Here is a 14,286-nt window from a genome sequence, read left to right on the forward strand (position 1 = left end):
TCGCTGGGTGCCAGAGATTAGGGGGTCAGTGTAGGGTCTGGGACACCGCGCTCTGCGTGTGCGGTGCGTCTTGGGGATGCAGGTCGGCAGGCCCGGAATCCGCTGTCCGCCGTGCGACGGCAGCTTCCAGCGCCGCGAAGTCCCAGCGCCGCCGCGGCAGGATCTGGCCCTGAAAGGAGAGGGCCATGGCAAGGCCGCGGGCCGCCTCCAGCGAAAAGCGCAGCGCCCCCGGCGGCATCCAGGCTGCCAAGGCGAGTTCCTGTGCTTCGACGGTCTCCCGCTGCAGCCGCGCGATGCTGTCGAGCAGCCGCGCCTCGTCCGCCGAAAGCCCGGGGCAGCGCCGGCACCGCACGTCGATCTGGCGCAGAGCCGTCAGGGTGGTGTTGCGCAGGATGGCGTGGAGGCTGAGCCCGGCATCGGTCCCCGCGTCGTATCCGAAGTACTGACGCAGCGCGCCCAGGGCATCCTTGTTGTCCTTGAAAGCCTCGACCCAGAGCCGCAGCCCGAGCAGCAGATGGCGTTCCGGCGCCGTCAGGCTCTCGGACCCGGCGGCGTGGGGCAGGTCGGCCTGCTGCGCCGCGGTAACGTTTTGCGGAGACAGGAGAAGCGCCGGCTGCAACCTCGGGTCCTGGGCCCGGTTGTGGGGCAGACGGTGGCCGGCCTCCGTCATGATGGCCGCGAGTCCGCGCGCCGTAGCCGCCAGCCGCGGCTGGGCCGGGCGCTGAACCAGCCACTCGATCAGACGGCCTGCGCGCCCGCTTTCGCGATGCTGATAGGCGGCCAAGGTGGCCAGGATGGCCTCCTCCGTCGCGGTCACACGGTCGTCATCGACGGCGGCGAACCTGTCGGCGAGTCGGCCCTCACCACTGAGGCCGCCGGCCAGGGCTGTGAGGGCCGCCAGTGCGTCTTCGACCCGCGCCAGGCCGAAGGCCCGGGAGAGGGACTCGGCGATGCGGCTTTCCTGAAAGCCTTTGTCGTCCGTCCGCGCCAGCATCTGGCGCAGCGACCAGACAATCAGGATCTCGGCGAAGGCGAGATTGGCGACGATGCGGGGCCGTTGCGACGGGCCCCGGCGGAGGTCATGAGAAGAGAATTCGGGCATGGCGGGTCAGGCTGTCCTGAGCGGGAGAAGATGCGAATGAAAATGACTCGCAATCGCATGGCCGTCAAGCAGAAAGGCCCTCTCGATATCAGGGATATTGCGCGAGCCGGTCGGAGGAGTGGGGCGGATTTGTGAACTGGCCCGATCCGACGGACCGTGACGGGGTTAGCCGCCGCTGAATTGCGGCTTTCGCTTCTCCATGAAGGCGCGAATGCCCTCGCGGCCATCGGCGCTCATCCCCATCTCCGCGATCCAGCGGCTTTCCCGCTCCATCTGGCTTTCCAGGCCGTCGGTGGCGGCGGTCTGCAACAGCTTCTTGACGCCGCCGTAGGCGCCGGTGGGCCCCTCCGCCAGCCGCGCCGCCAGGGCTTCGGTTTCGCCGCGCAGGTCCGGCGCAGCAACGACCTTGTTCACGAGGCCCCAGTCCAGGGCTTCGGCGGCGCTGAGCACGCGGTTGGTGAGGAAGAGTTCCATGGCGCGCCGGTGTCCGAGAATGCGGCTGAGGAAATAGGTGGAACTGCCGTCGGGGGTGAGGCCGATCTGGGTATAGGCGGAGGTGAAGCTCGCCGTCTCGGCGGTGACCACCAGATCGCAGAAGGACACCAGGCCGAGGCCGGCGCCGGCGGCCACGCCGTTCACCGCCCCGATCAGCGGCGCGCGCATCCAGGCAAAGCGCGAGGCGGCGGCGTGGAGATAGCTGGTCATCTCCTTGACCAGAAGGTCGAAGCTTTCGAGGTTGTCGGCGAACTCCGAGACGTCGCCCCCGGCACAGAAGGCCTGATCGCCGCTTCCGGTCAGGACCGCGGCACGGATCTCCCGGTTGCTGGAACAGCGGTTCGCGACGTCGAAAAGCTCGCGCATCATCGCCGGGTTCATGGCGTTGAAGCGGTCCGGCCGGTTGAGCGTGATCCAGGCGACGGCGCCCCGGACATCGAAGTCGAGTGTTTCGTAGGTCATCCCATGCTCCCCAGGAATCGGGCCGGCAGACGCTACGCCCTTGCCGACCGACTATCTAACGCACCACGCTTCGGGTCTCGTGGCGGATCGAAATATAGGTGCCGGTGAAGATGATGGCCGCGCCGAGCAGGATCATGACCTCGAAGTCCTCGCCATAGGCCAGAAACCCGATGACCGCCACCAGCGGCAGGCGCAGAAACTCCATGGGCATGATGAAGGTCGCATCGGCGGTGGCCAAAGCCGTCGTCATGCAGTAGTGGGCGGTCAGCCCGGTGATCGCCAGGAGCAGCAGCCAGGGCGCCTGATGCCAGGCCAGCGGCGCCCAGACGAAGGCCGAGGCGACCACACCCATCAGGGTTTGCATCACCACCATGTAGAAGACGATGGCGAGCGCCGTTTCGCGGCGCGTCAGCCATTTCGTTGCCGCCCCGGTGGCGCCGAAGAAGAAGGCGCAAAACAGCATGATGACGATGCCCTCGCTGATCGGGATCACGCCCGGGCGGACGATCACCAGCACCCCCAGGAAGCCGAGGCCGAAAGCTGCCCAGCGGCCGCGGTTCATCCGCTCGCCCAGGAACAGGACGGTGAGCAGTCCGCCCCACAGCGGCGAGGTGAACTCCAGCGAAGAAACGGTGGCCAGCGGCAGCAGCCCGATTCCGAAGATCCACAACACCTGGCCGGTGAAGTGGATGACGTTGCGCCCGCCGTGGCCGGCAAGATGGTCGAAACGGATCTGTCCCCAGCCGGCGCGCTGCAGGATCGGCAGCAGGATCAGGATGCCGATGGCGCTGCGGATGAACAGCATCTGAAAGGCATGCAACTCCCCCGTCAGCTCGCGCACCGAGACCGACATCACGGCAAAGGAGAGAAGGGCGCCCATCATCCAGGCGATGGCCTTCAGGGTGGCGGAGGCAGAAGACATCAAGGAGTCCGAGGAGGTAGAACGGCGGGCTGCACGGCCAAGCTGCCACGCCGCAGTGGCCCCGGCAAGCGTCAGGGTTGCGGGAGCCTGCCGCCGGTTCGCCGGGCGTGGCCGTGCCGCGCTACTCGATGGCGCTGCTGCGGCCGAGGATCTCCAGAATGCGGATCTGCGCGGCAAGCATGTCATGGTCGGCGCGCAGCAGCTCGGCCTGCAAGGCCACGGTCTCGCTGAAGCGGCTCTGCAGGGTTGCCACCTGCCCCCGCCCAAGATCGAACTGCTGCTGCGAGGCCGTGGCCAGATCCCGGGCAAAGGCCGCCATCGGCTGCAGGAGGGCTTTCTCGCGGCGGGCGGTTTCGTAGTCGACCCAGGCCCGCTTGAGACGCCGCTGCGCGGTGGCCCTCGCATCTTCAAGTGTGTCCTTCGCCGATGCCAGCTCCGCCAGGGCTGCGTCCCTGCTTTCCGGCCAGGCCTCCGTGCGGATGCGGGGAAGGACGAAGCGCTCCGGATCGCTTTGCATGGGCTCGAAGAAAAGAGCCGACCGGCTGATCGCCGCCGAAACCTCTGCTTCCTCGAGCTGCCGGCGTTTCAGTTCGATCTCCGCAAGGAGCAGCTCCCCGCTGGTCAGGCCGCCCCCCTCGACGATGCGCTGGACCAGATCGATGAAGCTGCGCTGCTGCGCGATCGCGTCCTCGATGAGTCTCCGCCGTTCCTGCTGCAGCAGCGCATCCAGGTAGAACCGGCTGACGACACCGGTGCAGCCCCCTGGGGTGTGGTCCTTCGGCAGCAGCCCCTCGATGGCCGCCTGCGGGCACAACACGGCGCTCCCGCGGTCGTTCTCGACCCTCTCCAGGAGCCGCCCGAGGGTCTCTGCCTGCGAGGCCTGGGTGCCGGACCAAAGGAGAATCAGGGAAAGGAGAATGCCTTGTGTGAGGCAGCGAAGCGCGCTGAGCGGCATTGGTCTCTCCAACTCGGACGACGGGATCTCAGTTGTTGCCGGTCCCTGCCGCATCCGGTGCTTCGAACATCTCGGCGACCGCCGACTTGGTGATGGCGAAGGCATCGGCCAAAACGGCGATCTGGGTGCGCAGGCTGAGCGCCAGCCGGCGCAGGTGCTCCGGCTCTTCCGTTGCTTCCTGGACCACCTGGCGCTTGAACTCGTCGACCCAGAGGCCCACCAGCTCCGGCGGCACGCGGGAGAGGTCCTGGACGAGAAAGGCCTCGCTCCCAAGGACCGGATCGCGGCTCAAGGGCCTGAGGACGGAGACGATGAAGGGGCCGTTGCCGCTCAGACGCAGGTGGCCCATGAGCACCTCGGCGCGGGCGTGATCGTAAAGCTCCAGCAGCAGGGAGAGCTGCTCGGCCTCGCTGCGCTGGGCGAAGTGCAGGCGCATGCTCTCGGGCTTCGTGTCTTCGAAGATCGGCCGCATGGGGGCGTAGAAGATGTTGATGCTCTCGCGGGCGGCGCCGCTGCGCTCCAGCGCTTCGGCCGAGCGGACCTGGCGTACGAAAGCCGCGATGGCGCTCTTGAAGCGTTCCCGCTCCTCACGGCTGCCTTCGCTGGCGCCGGCAAACAGGAGGTAGCTGTAGAGCGGATGGCCGGCGCGCTCCGCCTCGCCCGCAAACAGCAGGTCGCGCCCGGTGTGGCGCAGACCCGCCAGTGGCGGTAAAGGCTCGTCCGGGCCGACCGATGGCTCGCTTTCCACAGGCACTTGTTCCGGGGGCACAGCGGATCCCGCTCCCGGCTCCCCGGGATCGCCCGCTCCTGGCGCGATGAGGTCTTCGAGACTCAGGGGCTTCGGCGTCTCGCTGCTCGGTGTCGCAATCCGCACCGTTCCAAGGTGAGCAAACAGACCCTTCAGTACGATCAACCCTCCGTCCTCCAGGCCAAATAAGACGTCTGGAGGATCCACGGATACGACGACCTCGTGGAGGTCGAACGGTAGTACCAGAACGGCATTGGCGGGCACGTCTATGACAAGGGGTTCTCCCGGCGGCGGACGTTCGATCTCGATCATGTTGTCGCCGTATTGACCCACCGAAGGGGTCGGAACCAGAAACAGCAGCACCAACACCAACACCAGCGAGCGGGCCAGGGTGGACCTGCCGTCGCTCCAGTCGCCTGAAGGTCTTTGCCGAGTCATTTGCCGCGCGCCTTCGCCGGTCCCCAGCGTTTCCATGCCAGATGGGCGAGCGTCACCAGGCCGTAGATCACGGCGAGGACGAACACGGTTTCCAGTGGCGAGAACGGTTCGCTGGGAAAGGCGAAGTAAAAGCCGGTCCAGACCAGGACCGTTAGCACGACGGCGATGGTGAGATCCAAGCTCCACTTCACCGGCGGTCTCTCCCCAATTTGCCCCACCCGCGAAGGTTAGCACGCACTACCTACTGCGGGTTCAGCAATTTCGCGTCATCCGAGTGGTGCGCTGCGGTGGAATCAGGAGCAACTGCCCGAGAGTTGCTCGATGGCGCCGTAGAAGATGGCCATGGCATTGGGCGTATGCACCTGGAACACGCGGCGCTTGGCCAGTTGGTTCCAGTCCGCCGTGGTTTGCGGCAGGGCGGAGGTCGTCAGGGTGCCCGGCGCGGCGTAGAGAGTGACCAGCATGGGGTCGGCTGCGCGATCCTGAAAGATCCGCAACTCCATGCACGCCTTCTCAAACAGAGCAGAGGCTACTGAAACCCCGAGGGAGCAGCTTCCCTCAGCTCTCCTCGCGGGCGCCGTTGCCGTTTCCGGCCTTGAACATGCGCCCGAGGATCATCGAGGTGCGCGGCAGGTAGCGGTAGGGCGCCTGCGGCTCGGCGCTGCGCCGACGGGTCATGCGGTAGAGCGTGAAGGCGATGAGCAGCAGGTGCGCGCCGGCCATGAAGAGGAACATGGCGTTGGCCCCGGCCAGGGCGATCAGCCAGGCGGAGGCCGTCGGGCTGACGATGGCGCCCACCGAGAAGAAGAAGATCAGGGCGGCGTTCAGTTCCACCATGAAATCCGGCTCGGCGAAGTCGTTGGCGTAGGCGGCCGAGACCGAATAGATCGGAAAGGCGGTGATGCCGAAGAGAAAGGCGCCCAGATAGATCGCATTCACATCGCCCGGCGTGATCATGGTGGCGATGCCCAGGCAGGTGGCGACGGCGAGCAGCGAGAGGCAGACCAGCACCAGGCGCCGGTCGGTCTTGTCGGCGATCCAGCCGATGGGATACTGCGCCGCGACCCCGCCCAGCATGCCGGCGGCCAGGAAGATGGCGATCTGTATCTGGCTGAGATCGTTCTCCACCCCGTAGATCGGCCCGACCATGCGGAAGCCCGCGCTGGTGGCGCCGGCCACGATGATGCCGGTAACGGCGGAGGGCGAGAGGCGCGCAACCTTCAGCGGGTGCAGCCGCGGCGCCTCCGGCGTTTTCGGCGCGGCGCGCTGGGTCAGCGCCAGCGGCAGCAGGCAGATGCAGCAGAACATGGCGACGATGTTGTAGGCCACGTAGCTGCCCGGCTCGAGCACGGCGATCAGACCCTGGGCACAGACGGCGCCGACGAGATCGACGTTGCGGAACATGCCATAGACCCGGCCGCGGTTCTGGTTGTCGGTCTTGGCGTGCAGCCAGCTCTCGATCACCGTGTAGGCGCTGGCGATGGCAAAGCCCGTGAGGACTCTGAGAAAGGCCCAGGCATAGGGGCTTTGCAGGACCGGGTGCAGCAGCGCGGCGATGGCGCCGATGGCCGCGGCGGCTGCGAAGGCGCGGGAATGCCCGATATCGCCGATCAGCCGCGGGGCCACATAGCAGCCGGCGAAGAAGCCGAGAAAGTGGGCGGAGCCCAGAAGGCCGATCTCCTCGGTGCTGAAGCCCAGGACCGCTCCGGAAAGCGCGTCCAGCGGCCCCAGGGAGCCGGAGCCCATCTGCACCAGAAAGATCGAGAAGAAGAGGGCGGTGAAGGACAGCAGGGTCGCCATGAGGATCGCAATGGCTTCAGCGGCAGGAAAGGGCGCACGGCCCGAGGCCGCGCAGGACCCTCCCATAGCATCCCCACCGCGGCGGAGGAATGCTGATTGCTCCGGTCAGCCAGGACCCTGGCGCAGGGCTTTGCGGCCTTTGCGGCGCAGGGCGGAAAGGATCTGACCTGTGCTCCGCCGATCCCGGACGGCCTCTGCCGTGGCGCGGCGGCACACAGTCCGGTGACCGGCGTTCGCCCGGAACGGAGGCCTCCGCGCCCTATGATGAGATGAAAGGCCTACAGCCATGACTTCGTCAGTTGCCCTTTTTGTCCCTTGCCGAGTGCAGCCCTGAGCGAATAATGGCTCCACGGTTGAGAGACAAGTAACCTGAAACTTAAAGAGAAAATCGGGGTGGCGCGATGGTCTGCCGGCGCCGGGGCGGGCGTTGGGCAGGATCAAATCCAACCCTAGAGCTCATCATTTCGATTAGTGATCTCGCTGTGGTTTTTTGCCGCGCCCTCCGCAGGGCGCGAATTGCCGGCGCAGGGCCCGCGGTGGCCCCGCCCGAACCTTCAATCGCAAGGGAGCATAGGACGATGACCGGACAGATTCGAATCGCCGTTGCGCTGCTTGGGGCGCTCGCATTGAGCGCTTGCAGCGGCACGGGCCTGGAGCAGGCGCAAATGACCGCGCCGCAGGGGAGCGCCTATGACCGCGATCTCTACGATGGCTACCTGGCGCTCGCAGAGAACGAGTACAACGAGGGCGACTACAGCGACTCCGACACCTTCGCGATGCGCGCCATGGAGGCCGCCCGGGGCGACGGCGTGGCCCCCGAGCCCATCGACAGCCGCGAACTGCCGGCCGACAAGGTGGGCGAGCTGACGGCGGCCCGTCAGCGCCTTGTCGCGGCGCAGGCCTCCGGGGCGAGCGCGCGCAAGCCGCAGGACGCGGTGGCCGCCCAGATCGCGTTCGACTGTTGGATGCAGGAGCAGGAGGAAAACCGTCAGCCGGACGATATCGCTGCCTGCCGCAGCCAGTTCATGACGGCGCTCGCCAGCCTCGAGGAGCAGCCGAAGGTGGCCGCCGCGCCACCGCCGCCCGCGCCTGAGCCGGCCCCGGAGCCCTTGCCGGGGCCCTACACCGTGCTGTTTGACTTCGACAAGGCGGACCTGACCGTCGACGCGCGCACCGCACTGGCCGACATGATCGCAGCGGCACAGAAGACCGACTATCAGATGATCAACGTCAGCGGCTACACCGATCTGACCGGAACCGACGCCTACAACGACGTGCTCTCCGAGCAGCGCGCCAACCGGGTGATCGACTTCCTGGTGGAGAGCGGCATCGAGAAGGAGAAGATCTTCGGCAAGGGCTACGGCAAGGCCGACCCCGTGGTTCCCGTGGATACCCCCGAAGCTCGCAACCGCCGCGTCGAGATCGTTCTCGAGCGCTAGGTCCGGCGGACGCAATCCGCTCTGACAAGGGCACGGGGGCCGGCTTGGCGCTCCGTGCCCGAAGGCCCTCGGACCAATCTCACCAGACGGAGGCTGCTCACGGGATAGCCAGGGCGTGAATTGTCCGGCAGAGCATTGCTTGCTAGGCTGTCCGGGCCGACCTAAATTCACGTTACGGTGGTAGGAAAGAGGAGGGACGATGCGGCTGTTCAGAAGAGACAGGCTTCACGTCATCGTTCTGGCGCCGGTCGCGATCTACGCGATCAGCGAAGGCGGCGGCTGTGCGTCGACACCTGACGTCGAACCGGGCAATCTGAGCGCCGAGCAGATCACGGCGACGATCTCCGGCAACACCTTCAAGCTGACCGATCAGGAGGCCTACGCCTTCGTTGCCGAGGATGGGAGCCTGCGCGGCCTGAACGTGCCCAGCGGCGCAACCCGCGGGCAGTGGCGCGTCAACGAGGACGGGCAGCTCTGCGCGACCTGGGAAACGCCGGACGGCGCGCTTTCCCTTTGCGATGCGCTGACCTTCGTCGGCGAGGACGCCGGCTACGAATGGAACGAAAACGCCCTGCTGCTGCTGGATGGCAACCCACAAGATCTTTAGGTCTCCATCGGCTGCCCTTGCAATGCAGAAGACGGGCGCGCTGAGGCCGGCGTTCAATCCGAAGAGCGCCGCATCCGGCGGGCTGTGAGGTTCCGCGAGTCTCCGGCCACATAGCGGCCGTCAGGCTGCTCGCGAGTGGGTAAAGCTCGGAGGGAACCAATCAGGGCTCGCAATCAAGCACCGACATCGATTGGCACGAGATCGAAGAGTGGCCATGGTAGGAAGGCCGCTACCGAGAGAGATTTCCAAGGAATGCGGTGCGGAACGATGCTGCTGTGGAGCTGAACGGTCTGCGACGAAGACGCGAGCGACGTGATAACAACTATGACCGAGCGCTCGGTCGATACCAGATGGCGTGCCTGCGAAGGAAAGCTGGTCCAGACTCTCGGACGCGCTCGCTTCGAAGCCATGACAAAGCCGCTGACGCCCCTCCGCTACGCGGGCCAGACCCTCGTCCTTGGGACACCATGGCCCTTCATCCGGGACTACGCACGACGGCAGTTGCTGGCAAAGATATCCTCGATTCCGTTCTTTTCGAGATCGATCGATCAAATCGAACCCGACAGCCACACGACTAGGCGCCTGGATAGAGCGCTGGCCTACCAGCGACTTGTGATTGGGGGGAGGGGGTATCAGAGGTCTATAGCTCCGTGGCTCCAAACCGGCGCCACAACAACAAGACTCTGCGCGCAGAAATCGTGCGTTTTCTTGGAAGCTTCGCCTCTCCATGCCCAAGGCTCGGTGGACAATCGAGGCCTTGCGCCATTGCTGAGATCCAAGTCCAGCTGTGGCGTCTTTGATGCTTTTGCCATTGAGAAAGCCCAGACATTGCAGGTTCGCCCTCACAAAGGGCCTTGACCTGCGTCAAGTTACATTGACAATATGAATTGTAAGGTAGGGACGACAATAGACGGAGATCTCTTTGATGCGCGTCGTTCTCGTTCACCCGAACTACCACTCCGGCGGTGCCGAGATCGCCGGGAGTTGGCCGCCGGCCTGGGCGGCCTATCTGGCCGGCTCCCTGCGGGCCGCCGGTTACGATGACATCCACTTCATCGACGCGATGACCAACGATCTGAGCGATGAAGAGGTCGGCCGGCGGTTGCGCGATCTCGCGCCGGACGTGGTCGGCTGTACCGCCATCACCCCGTCGATCTACAAGGCCGAGCGGGTGCTGGAGATCGCCAAGGAGGCCTGCCCGGGTGCGGTTCGCGTGCTGGGCGGCATCCATGCCACCTTCATGTACAAGCAGGTGCTGTCGGAAGCCCCCTGGATCGACGTCATCGTGCGCGGCGAGGGCGAGGAGATTATCGTCGCGCTGATCGCGGCCATCGACGAGGGGCGCTGGCCGGCCGAACGCCAGTCGATTGCCGGGCTCGCCTTCCGCGACGGCGAGCGCATCGTCGCAACCCAGGCGGCGCCGACGGTGAAGAACCTGGACGCCATCGACCCGGACTGGTCGCTGCTGGAGTGGAGCAAGTACACCTACGTTCCCCTGGGCGTGCGGGTCGCCATCCCCAACATGGCACGCGGCTGCCCCTTCACCTGTTCGTTCTGCTCCCAGTGGAAGTTCTGGCGCGACTACCGGGTGCGCGATCCGAAGAAGGTGGTCGACGAGATCGAAACCCTGGTGCGCGATCACCAAGTCGGCTTCTTCATCCTGGCCGACGAGGAGCCGACCATAAACCGCAAGAAGTTCATCGCCTTCTGCGAGGAGCTGATCGCCCGCGGCCTGCCGGACAAGGTGAAGTGGGGCATCAACACCCGTGTCACCGACATTCTGCGCGATGCCGAGCTGCTGCCGCTCTACCGCCGCGCCGGGCTGGTGCACGTCAGCCTCGGCACTGAGGCGGCCGCGCAATTGCGGCTCGACCGTTTCAACAAGGAAACCAAGATCGAGGACAACCGCCGCGCCATCGAACTGCTGCGCCAGGCGGACATCTTCATCGAAGCGCAGTTCATCGTCGGACTGGAGAACGAGACCGCCGAGACGCTGGAAGAAACCTATCAGATGGCCCGGGATTGGGACCCGGACCTCGCCAACTGGGCGATGTACACGCCCTGGCCCTTCTCCTCCCTGTTCCAGGAACTGGGCGGCAAGGTCGAGGTCTTCGATTTCTCCAAATATAACTTCGTGACGCCGATCATGAAGCCCGAGGCGATGGACCGCGCCGAGCTGCTCGACCGCGTGATGAACAACTATCGCCGCTTCTACATGCGCAAGGCCTTCTTCCACTATCCCTGGCGCGGCACCGGCTTTCGCCGGCGCTACCTGCTGGGCTGCCTCAAGGCCTTCCTGAAGGCGGGCTTCCAGCGGACCTTCTACGACCTCGGCAAGGTCAACTACTGGGGGCCGCAGTCGAAGAAGTCCGTCGACTTCCACTTCGACAAGACGCGCCGGATCGCGCCGGCACAGACCGCGGACTGGGAGGCGGCGGCCGAACGCGCGGCCAGAATGCGGGCGGCCCGGGGCGCCGATCCTCTCGCCGCCGATCCCGTGATCGCCGCCAAGGCCTGCGGCGGTGGCGATCAGCAGTTGCCCGATGAGGCCGAGACCCGGCCGGCATCGGTCGCCTGACAGGAGGCAGCCATGGCAGAGGTTCTCGCGCACAACGCTTCGACGATGGAGCCGATCCACGCGGAATCCGCGCCGGCCGTGGGCCCCAACGCCGTCATCCAGCTCGGCGAAGCGCTGCGAGACCGCTTGGGGGACCGCGCCGCGCGCGACGTCTTCGCCCATGCCGGGCTTGGGCATTTCCTGGCCAACCCGCCCTCGGAAATGGTGGACGAGGATGCCGTGAGAGGCCTCTTCAGGAGCCTCTACCACCTGTTGCCTTCGGCAACGGCTGCCGCGATTGCCGCGGAGGCCGGCCGCCGCACCGCCGACTACCTGCTGGCGAACCGGATTCCCGGCCTGGCCCGGGCGACCCTGAGGTCGTTGCCGGGCCGGCTGGCGGCCCCGCTGTTGCTCAGCGCCATCGCCAGCAATGCCTGGACCTTCGCAGGCTCCGGGACCCTCCAGACCCGCGCCGGCTCGCCCAGTCTCATCGAGATTGCGGACAACCCCATCGCCATACCCGGCTGCGTCTGGCACGTGGCCGTCTTCAAGACGCTGTTCGGCGCGCTGGTAACGCCCGATGTGGAGGTCCACCATCCGCAGTGCTGTCACGCGGGCGCGCCGTCCTGCCGCTTCGAGATCGCACCGGCCCGCCGCGGGATCCGGCGGCTTACCGGTTTGCTTGGGTGACACCGCGACCGGGCTCCGGAACGATGCCAGTGCCCAAAGGGTGATCGATCGCTCGCGGGGGCAGAATGAAGGCCATTCAATACCGCACCTTCGAACGGGTCATTGCCGCGGTGCTGCTCGTCGGGATGATCGCGGTGATCGTTCTGGCGAGCTGGAGCTTTATCTGGTCGGTCCTTCAGGTCACGATCAACATCGACCAGCAGCTCGACTTTGCGACCTTTCAGACCCTCTTCGACCGGGTCATTGCCGCCCTCATCACCCTTGAACTGGCCAACTCCGTCCATCAGATGGCCAAGGGCCGCCATGGCCTCTTCCAGGTCCGGACGGTGGTGATCATCGGCATCCTCGCCGTTGTCAGAAAGTTCATTCTCCTGGAGATCGAGACGGCTTCGGGCATTCTGCTGATGGGGCTCGGCGCGGCGATCCTCGCTCTCGGACTGGTGTACGCTCTCACCCACTGGATCGAAGAGCGCGCGAACAGAGGCGCCGAGGATCAAACCCCTAAAGCGGACCAGAGAGCGTAGAGCGTTTCCTGCTTGCCGGCGCCGGCTCTTGGCGGCCGCTTCAGCCGAACCAGCGCTGCCTCAAATCGGCCAGGTGCGCAACCAGGGACAGCAGCAGCCAGAGCGCCACCAGCATCCAGGAGGCATCGGTCAGTGCCGCGCGCAAGGCCAGCAGCAGGCAGGCGCCGGGAACCAGCAGGCGCAGCAGCACGGCCGGTGCGAGCCCCCGGCCGGTCCGCCGATAGAGCACATAGAGCAAGGCCGCTTCCATCAGGACAAAGGCCAACACCAGGTCGACCACACGTCCGCTGGTGAAGAACTCGGTCATCTCGGCGCCGCCGTCAGAGGGCCGGCATCATGGTGAGACCAGCCGGAAGAGATGGGCCAGATCCTTGAAGAAGATGCGCAGGTGGGCCAGCGGATCGCGGCGCACCAGCTCCTTGTTCATATAGGATTCCCAGGTCAGGCGCTGTACGTCGCGGTCGGCGCAAATGCTGACGAAACGCTCGCGGCGCTGATCGTTCACGTACCAGAAGCGCTGCATGATGCCGAGAATCCAGAACACCCGGCCGTGGATGCGCATGAAGCGGCGCCGGGCCTGGGCCAGGGCACGCGGATCGGCGCTGGTCAGGAAAGCGCCGACGGCTTCGGCCGCCAGGCGGCCGCTCAGCATGGCGTAGTAGATGCCTTCGCCGGAAGCAGGCGCCACAACGCCGGCGGCGTCGCCGACCAGCAGCGTGTCGCGTCCGTTGTCCCAGCGCTTGCGCGGCCGCAAGGGGATCGGCGCGCCCTCGCAGCGCAGGGTTTCCAGGCCCTCCAGGCCGGTATCGCGGCGCAGCTCGCCGATGGCGCCGCGCAGGGACAAGCCCTTCACCGCCGTGCCGGTGCCGATGCTGGCGGTCTCGCCGTGGGGGAACACCCAGCTATAGAAGTCCGGCGAGAAGCGCCCCTGGTAGTAGACGTCGCAGCGCTCCCCATCGAAGGCAGGCTTGTCGCCGTTCGACTCTCCGGGCTGCGGCGAGCGGACGATTTCATGGTAGGCGAAAACGAAGGGAATCCGCTCGGCTTCGGAAAAGGCCTCGCGCACCACCGCGGAGTTGGCCCCGTCGGCACCGATGACGCAGCGGGTGCGGACCGCGACCGGTTCTGCTGCGCCCTTGGGCGTGTAGTGCACGACGGCCGTGCCGTCGCCGTCGCGGGTGAGCGTCTGGAAGGTTCCCTCGCGGCAGTCGGCGCCCTGGGCGCCGGCGCGATGCCGCAGCCAGGGATCGAAGTCGCAGCGGTCCACCATGCCGACATAGCCTTCGCTCTCGATGGGCATGTCGACCTGGCGTTCCGAGGGCGCGACGATCCGCGCCGAGCGGGCCCGCGCCACGATCAGCGATTCGGGAATGCCGAAGTCGCGGATCAAACGGGGCGGTATTGCGCCGCCGCAGGGTTTGATGCGCCCGGCCTTGTCGAGCAGCAGCACCTGCCGGCCCTGTTGAGCCAGGTCCGCCGCGGCGGTGGCGCCTGCGGGACCGCCGCCGATCACGACCGCATCGAAAGTCTCCTTGGGCTGCATGGGC

Annotated in this window: 15 protein-coding genes; 5 read left to right on the forward strand and 10 right to left on the reverse strand. The window is 66.3% G+C overall.

The genetic code is table 11. The features are described from left to right. Positions 1-25 precede the first annotated feature (25 nt). From Q0996_RS16615 to Q0996_RS16650, 8 genes are all read right to left on the reverse strand, one after another. Positions 26-1,102, reverse strand: a complete 1,077-nt coding sequence (locus Q0996_RS16615; protein ID WP_299622173.1) for a hypothetical protein — start codon at positions 1,100-1,102, stop codon at positions 26-28. Positions 1,103-1,267: 165 nt separating this feature from the next. Beyond that, positions 1,268-2,059 carry an enoyl-CoA hydratase/isomerase family protein gene (locus Q0996_RS16620; protein WP_299622176.1) on the reverse strand — a complete coding sequence of 264 codons (792 nt, stop codon included), beginning with the start codon at positions 2,057-2,059 and terminating at the stop codon, positions 1,268-1,270. Positions 2,060-2,114: 55 nt separating this feature from the next. Beyond that, a complete protein-coding gene (locus Q0996_RS16625) occupies positions 2,115-2,981 on the reverse strand; it encodes a DMT family transporter (RefSeq protein WP_299622179.1) in 867 nt (288 codons plus the stop codon). 121 nt (positions 2,982-3,102) lie between these two features. Then, entirely contained in the window at positions 3,103-3,936 is an 834-nt protein-coding gene (locus Q0996_RS16630) for a TolC family protein (RefSeq protein ID WP_299622181.1), read from the reverse strand. 28 nt (positions 3,937-3,964) lie between these two features. Then, on the reverse strand, positions 3,965-5,122 hold the full coding sequence (locus Q0996_RS16635; RefSeq protein WP_299622184.1) for a hypothetical protein: 1,158 nt from the start codon (positions 5,120-5,122) through the stop codon (positions 3,965-3,967). After that, on the reverse strand, positions 5,119-5,313 hold the full coding sequence (locus Q0996_RS16640; RefSeq protein ID WP_299622186.1) for a hypothetical protein: 195 nt from the start codon (positions 5,311-5,313) through the stop codon (positions 5,119-5,121). Before Q0996_RS16640 ends, Q0996_RS16635 begins: the two co-directional genes overlap by 4 nt. Positions 5,314-5,415: 102 nt before the next feature. After that, entirely contained in the window at positions 5,416-5,625 is a 210-nt protein-coding gene (locus Q0996_RS16645; RefSeq protein WP_299622189.1) for a hypothetical protein, read from the reverse strand. A 55-nt stretch (positions 5,626-5,680) separates the two neighbouring features. Next, complete coding sequence (locus Q0996_RS16650) at positions 5,681-6,988, reverse strand: MFS transporter (RefSeq protein ID WP_299622191.1); 1,308 nt, start codon at positions 6,986-6,988, stop codon at positions 5,681-5,683. 512 nt (positions 6,989-7,500) lie between these two features. Between Q0996_RS16650 and Q0996_RS16655 the strand changes: the two genes are divergently transcribed. From Q0996_RS16655 to Q0996_RS16675, 5 genes are all read left to right on the forward strand, one after another. Continuing rightward, on the forward strand, positions 7,501-8,361 hold the full coding sequence (locus Q0996_RS16655; RefSeq protein WP_299622193.1) for an OmpA family protein: 861 nt from the start codon (positions 7,501-7,503) through the stop codon (positions 8,359-8,361). Between the two features lie 199 nt (positions 8,362-8,560). Further along, a complete protein-coding gene (locus Q0996_RS16660) occupies positions 8,561-8,968 on the forward strand; it encodes a hypothetical protein (RefSeq protein ID WP_299622196.1) in 408 nt (135 codons plus the stop codon). A 925-nt stretch (positions 8,969-9,893) separates the two neighbouring features. Further along, entirely contained in the window at positions 9,894-11,546 is a 1,653-nt protein-coding gene (gene bchE, locus Q0996_RS16665) for a magnesium-protoporphyrin IX monomethyl ester anaerobic oxidative cyclase (RefSeq protein ID WP_299622199.1), read from the forward strand. A gap of 12 nt (positions 11,547-11,558) precedes the next feature. Then, the gene (bchJ, locus tag Q0996_RS16670; RefSeq protein ID WP_299622202.1) at positions 11,559-12,215 is read left to right on the forward strand and encodes a bacteriochlorophyll 4-vinyl reductase; all 657 of its coding nucleotides are present in this window, start codon (positions 11,559-11,561) and stop codon (positions 12,213-12,215) included. A 65-nt stretch (positions 12,216-12,280) separates the two neighbouring features. Further along, positions 12,281-12,739, forward strand: coding sequence for a phosphate-starvation-inducible PsiE family protein (locus tag Q0996_RS16675; protein ID WP_299622205.1), 459 nt, complete (start codon positions 12,281-12,283; stop codon positions 12,737-12,739). 40 nt (positions 12,740-12,779) lie between these two features. Here Q0996_RS16675 and Q0996_RS16680 read toward each other — a convergent pair whose 3' ends face one another. Next, on the reverse strand, positions 12,780-13,046 hold the full coding sequence (locus Q0996_RS16680) for a hypothetical protein (protein ID WP_299622208.1): 267 nt from the start codon (positions 13,044-13,046) through the stop codon (positions 12,780-12,782). A 27-nt stretch (positions 13,047-13,073) separates the two neighbouring features. Next, positions 13,074-14,282, reverse strand: coding sequence for a geranylgeranyl diphosphate reductase (locus tag Q0996_RS16685; RefSeq protein ID WP_299622210.1), 1,209 nt, complete (start codon positions 14,280-14,282; stop codon positions 13,074-13,076). Between the last annotated feature and the right edge of the window lie 4 nt (positions 14,283-14,286).

This window comes from Pelagibius sp. (assembly GCF_028289705.1).
Taxonomy (GTDB): domain Bacteria; phylum Pseudomonadota; class Alphaproteobacteria; order Kiloniellales; family Kiloniellaceae; genus Pelagibius.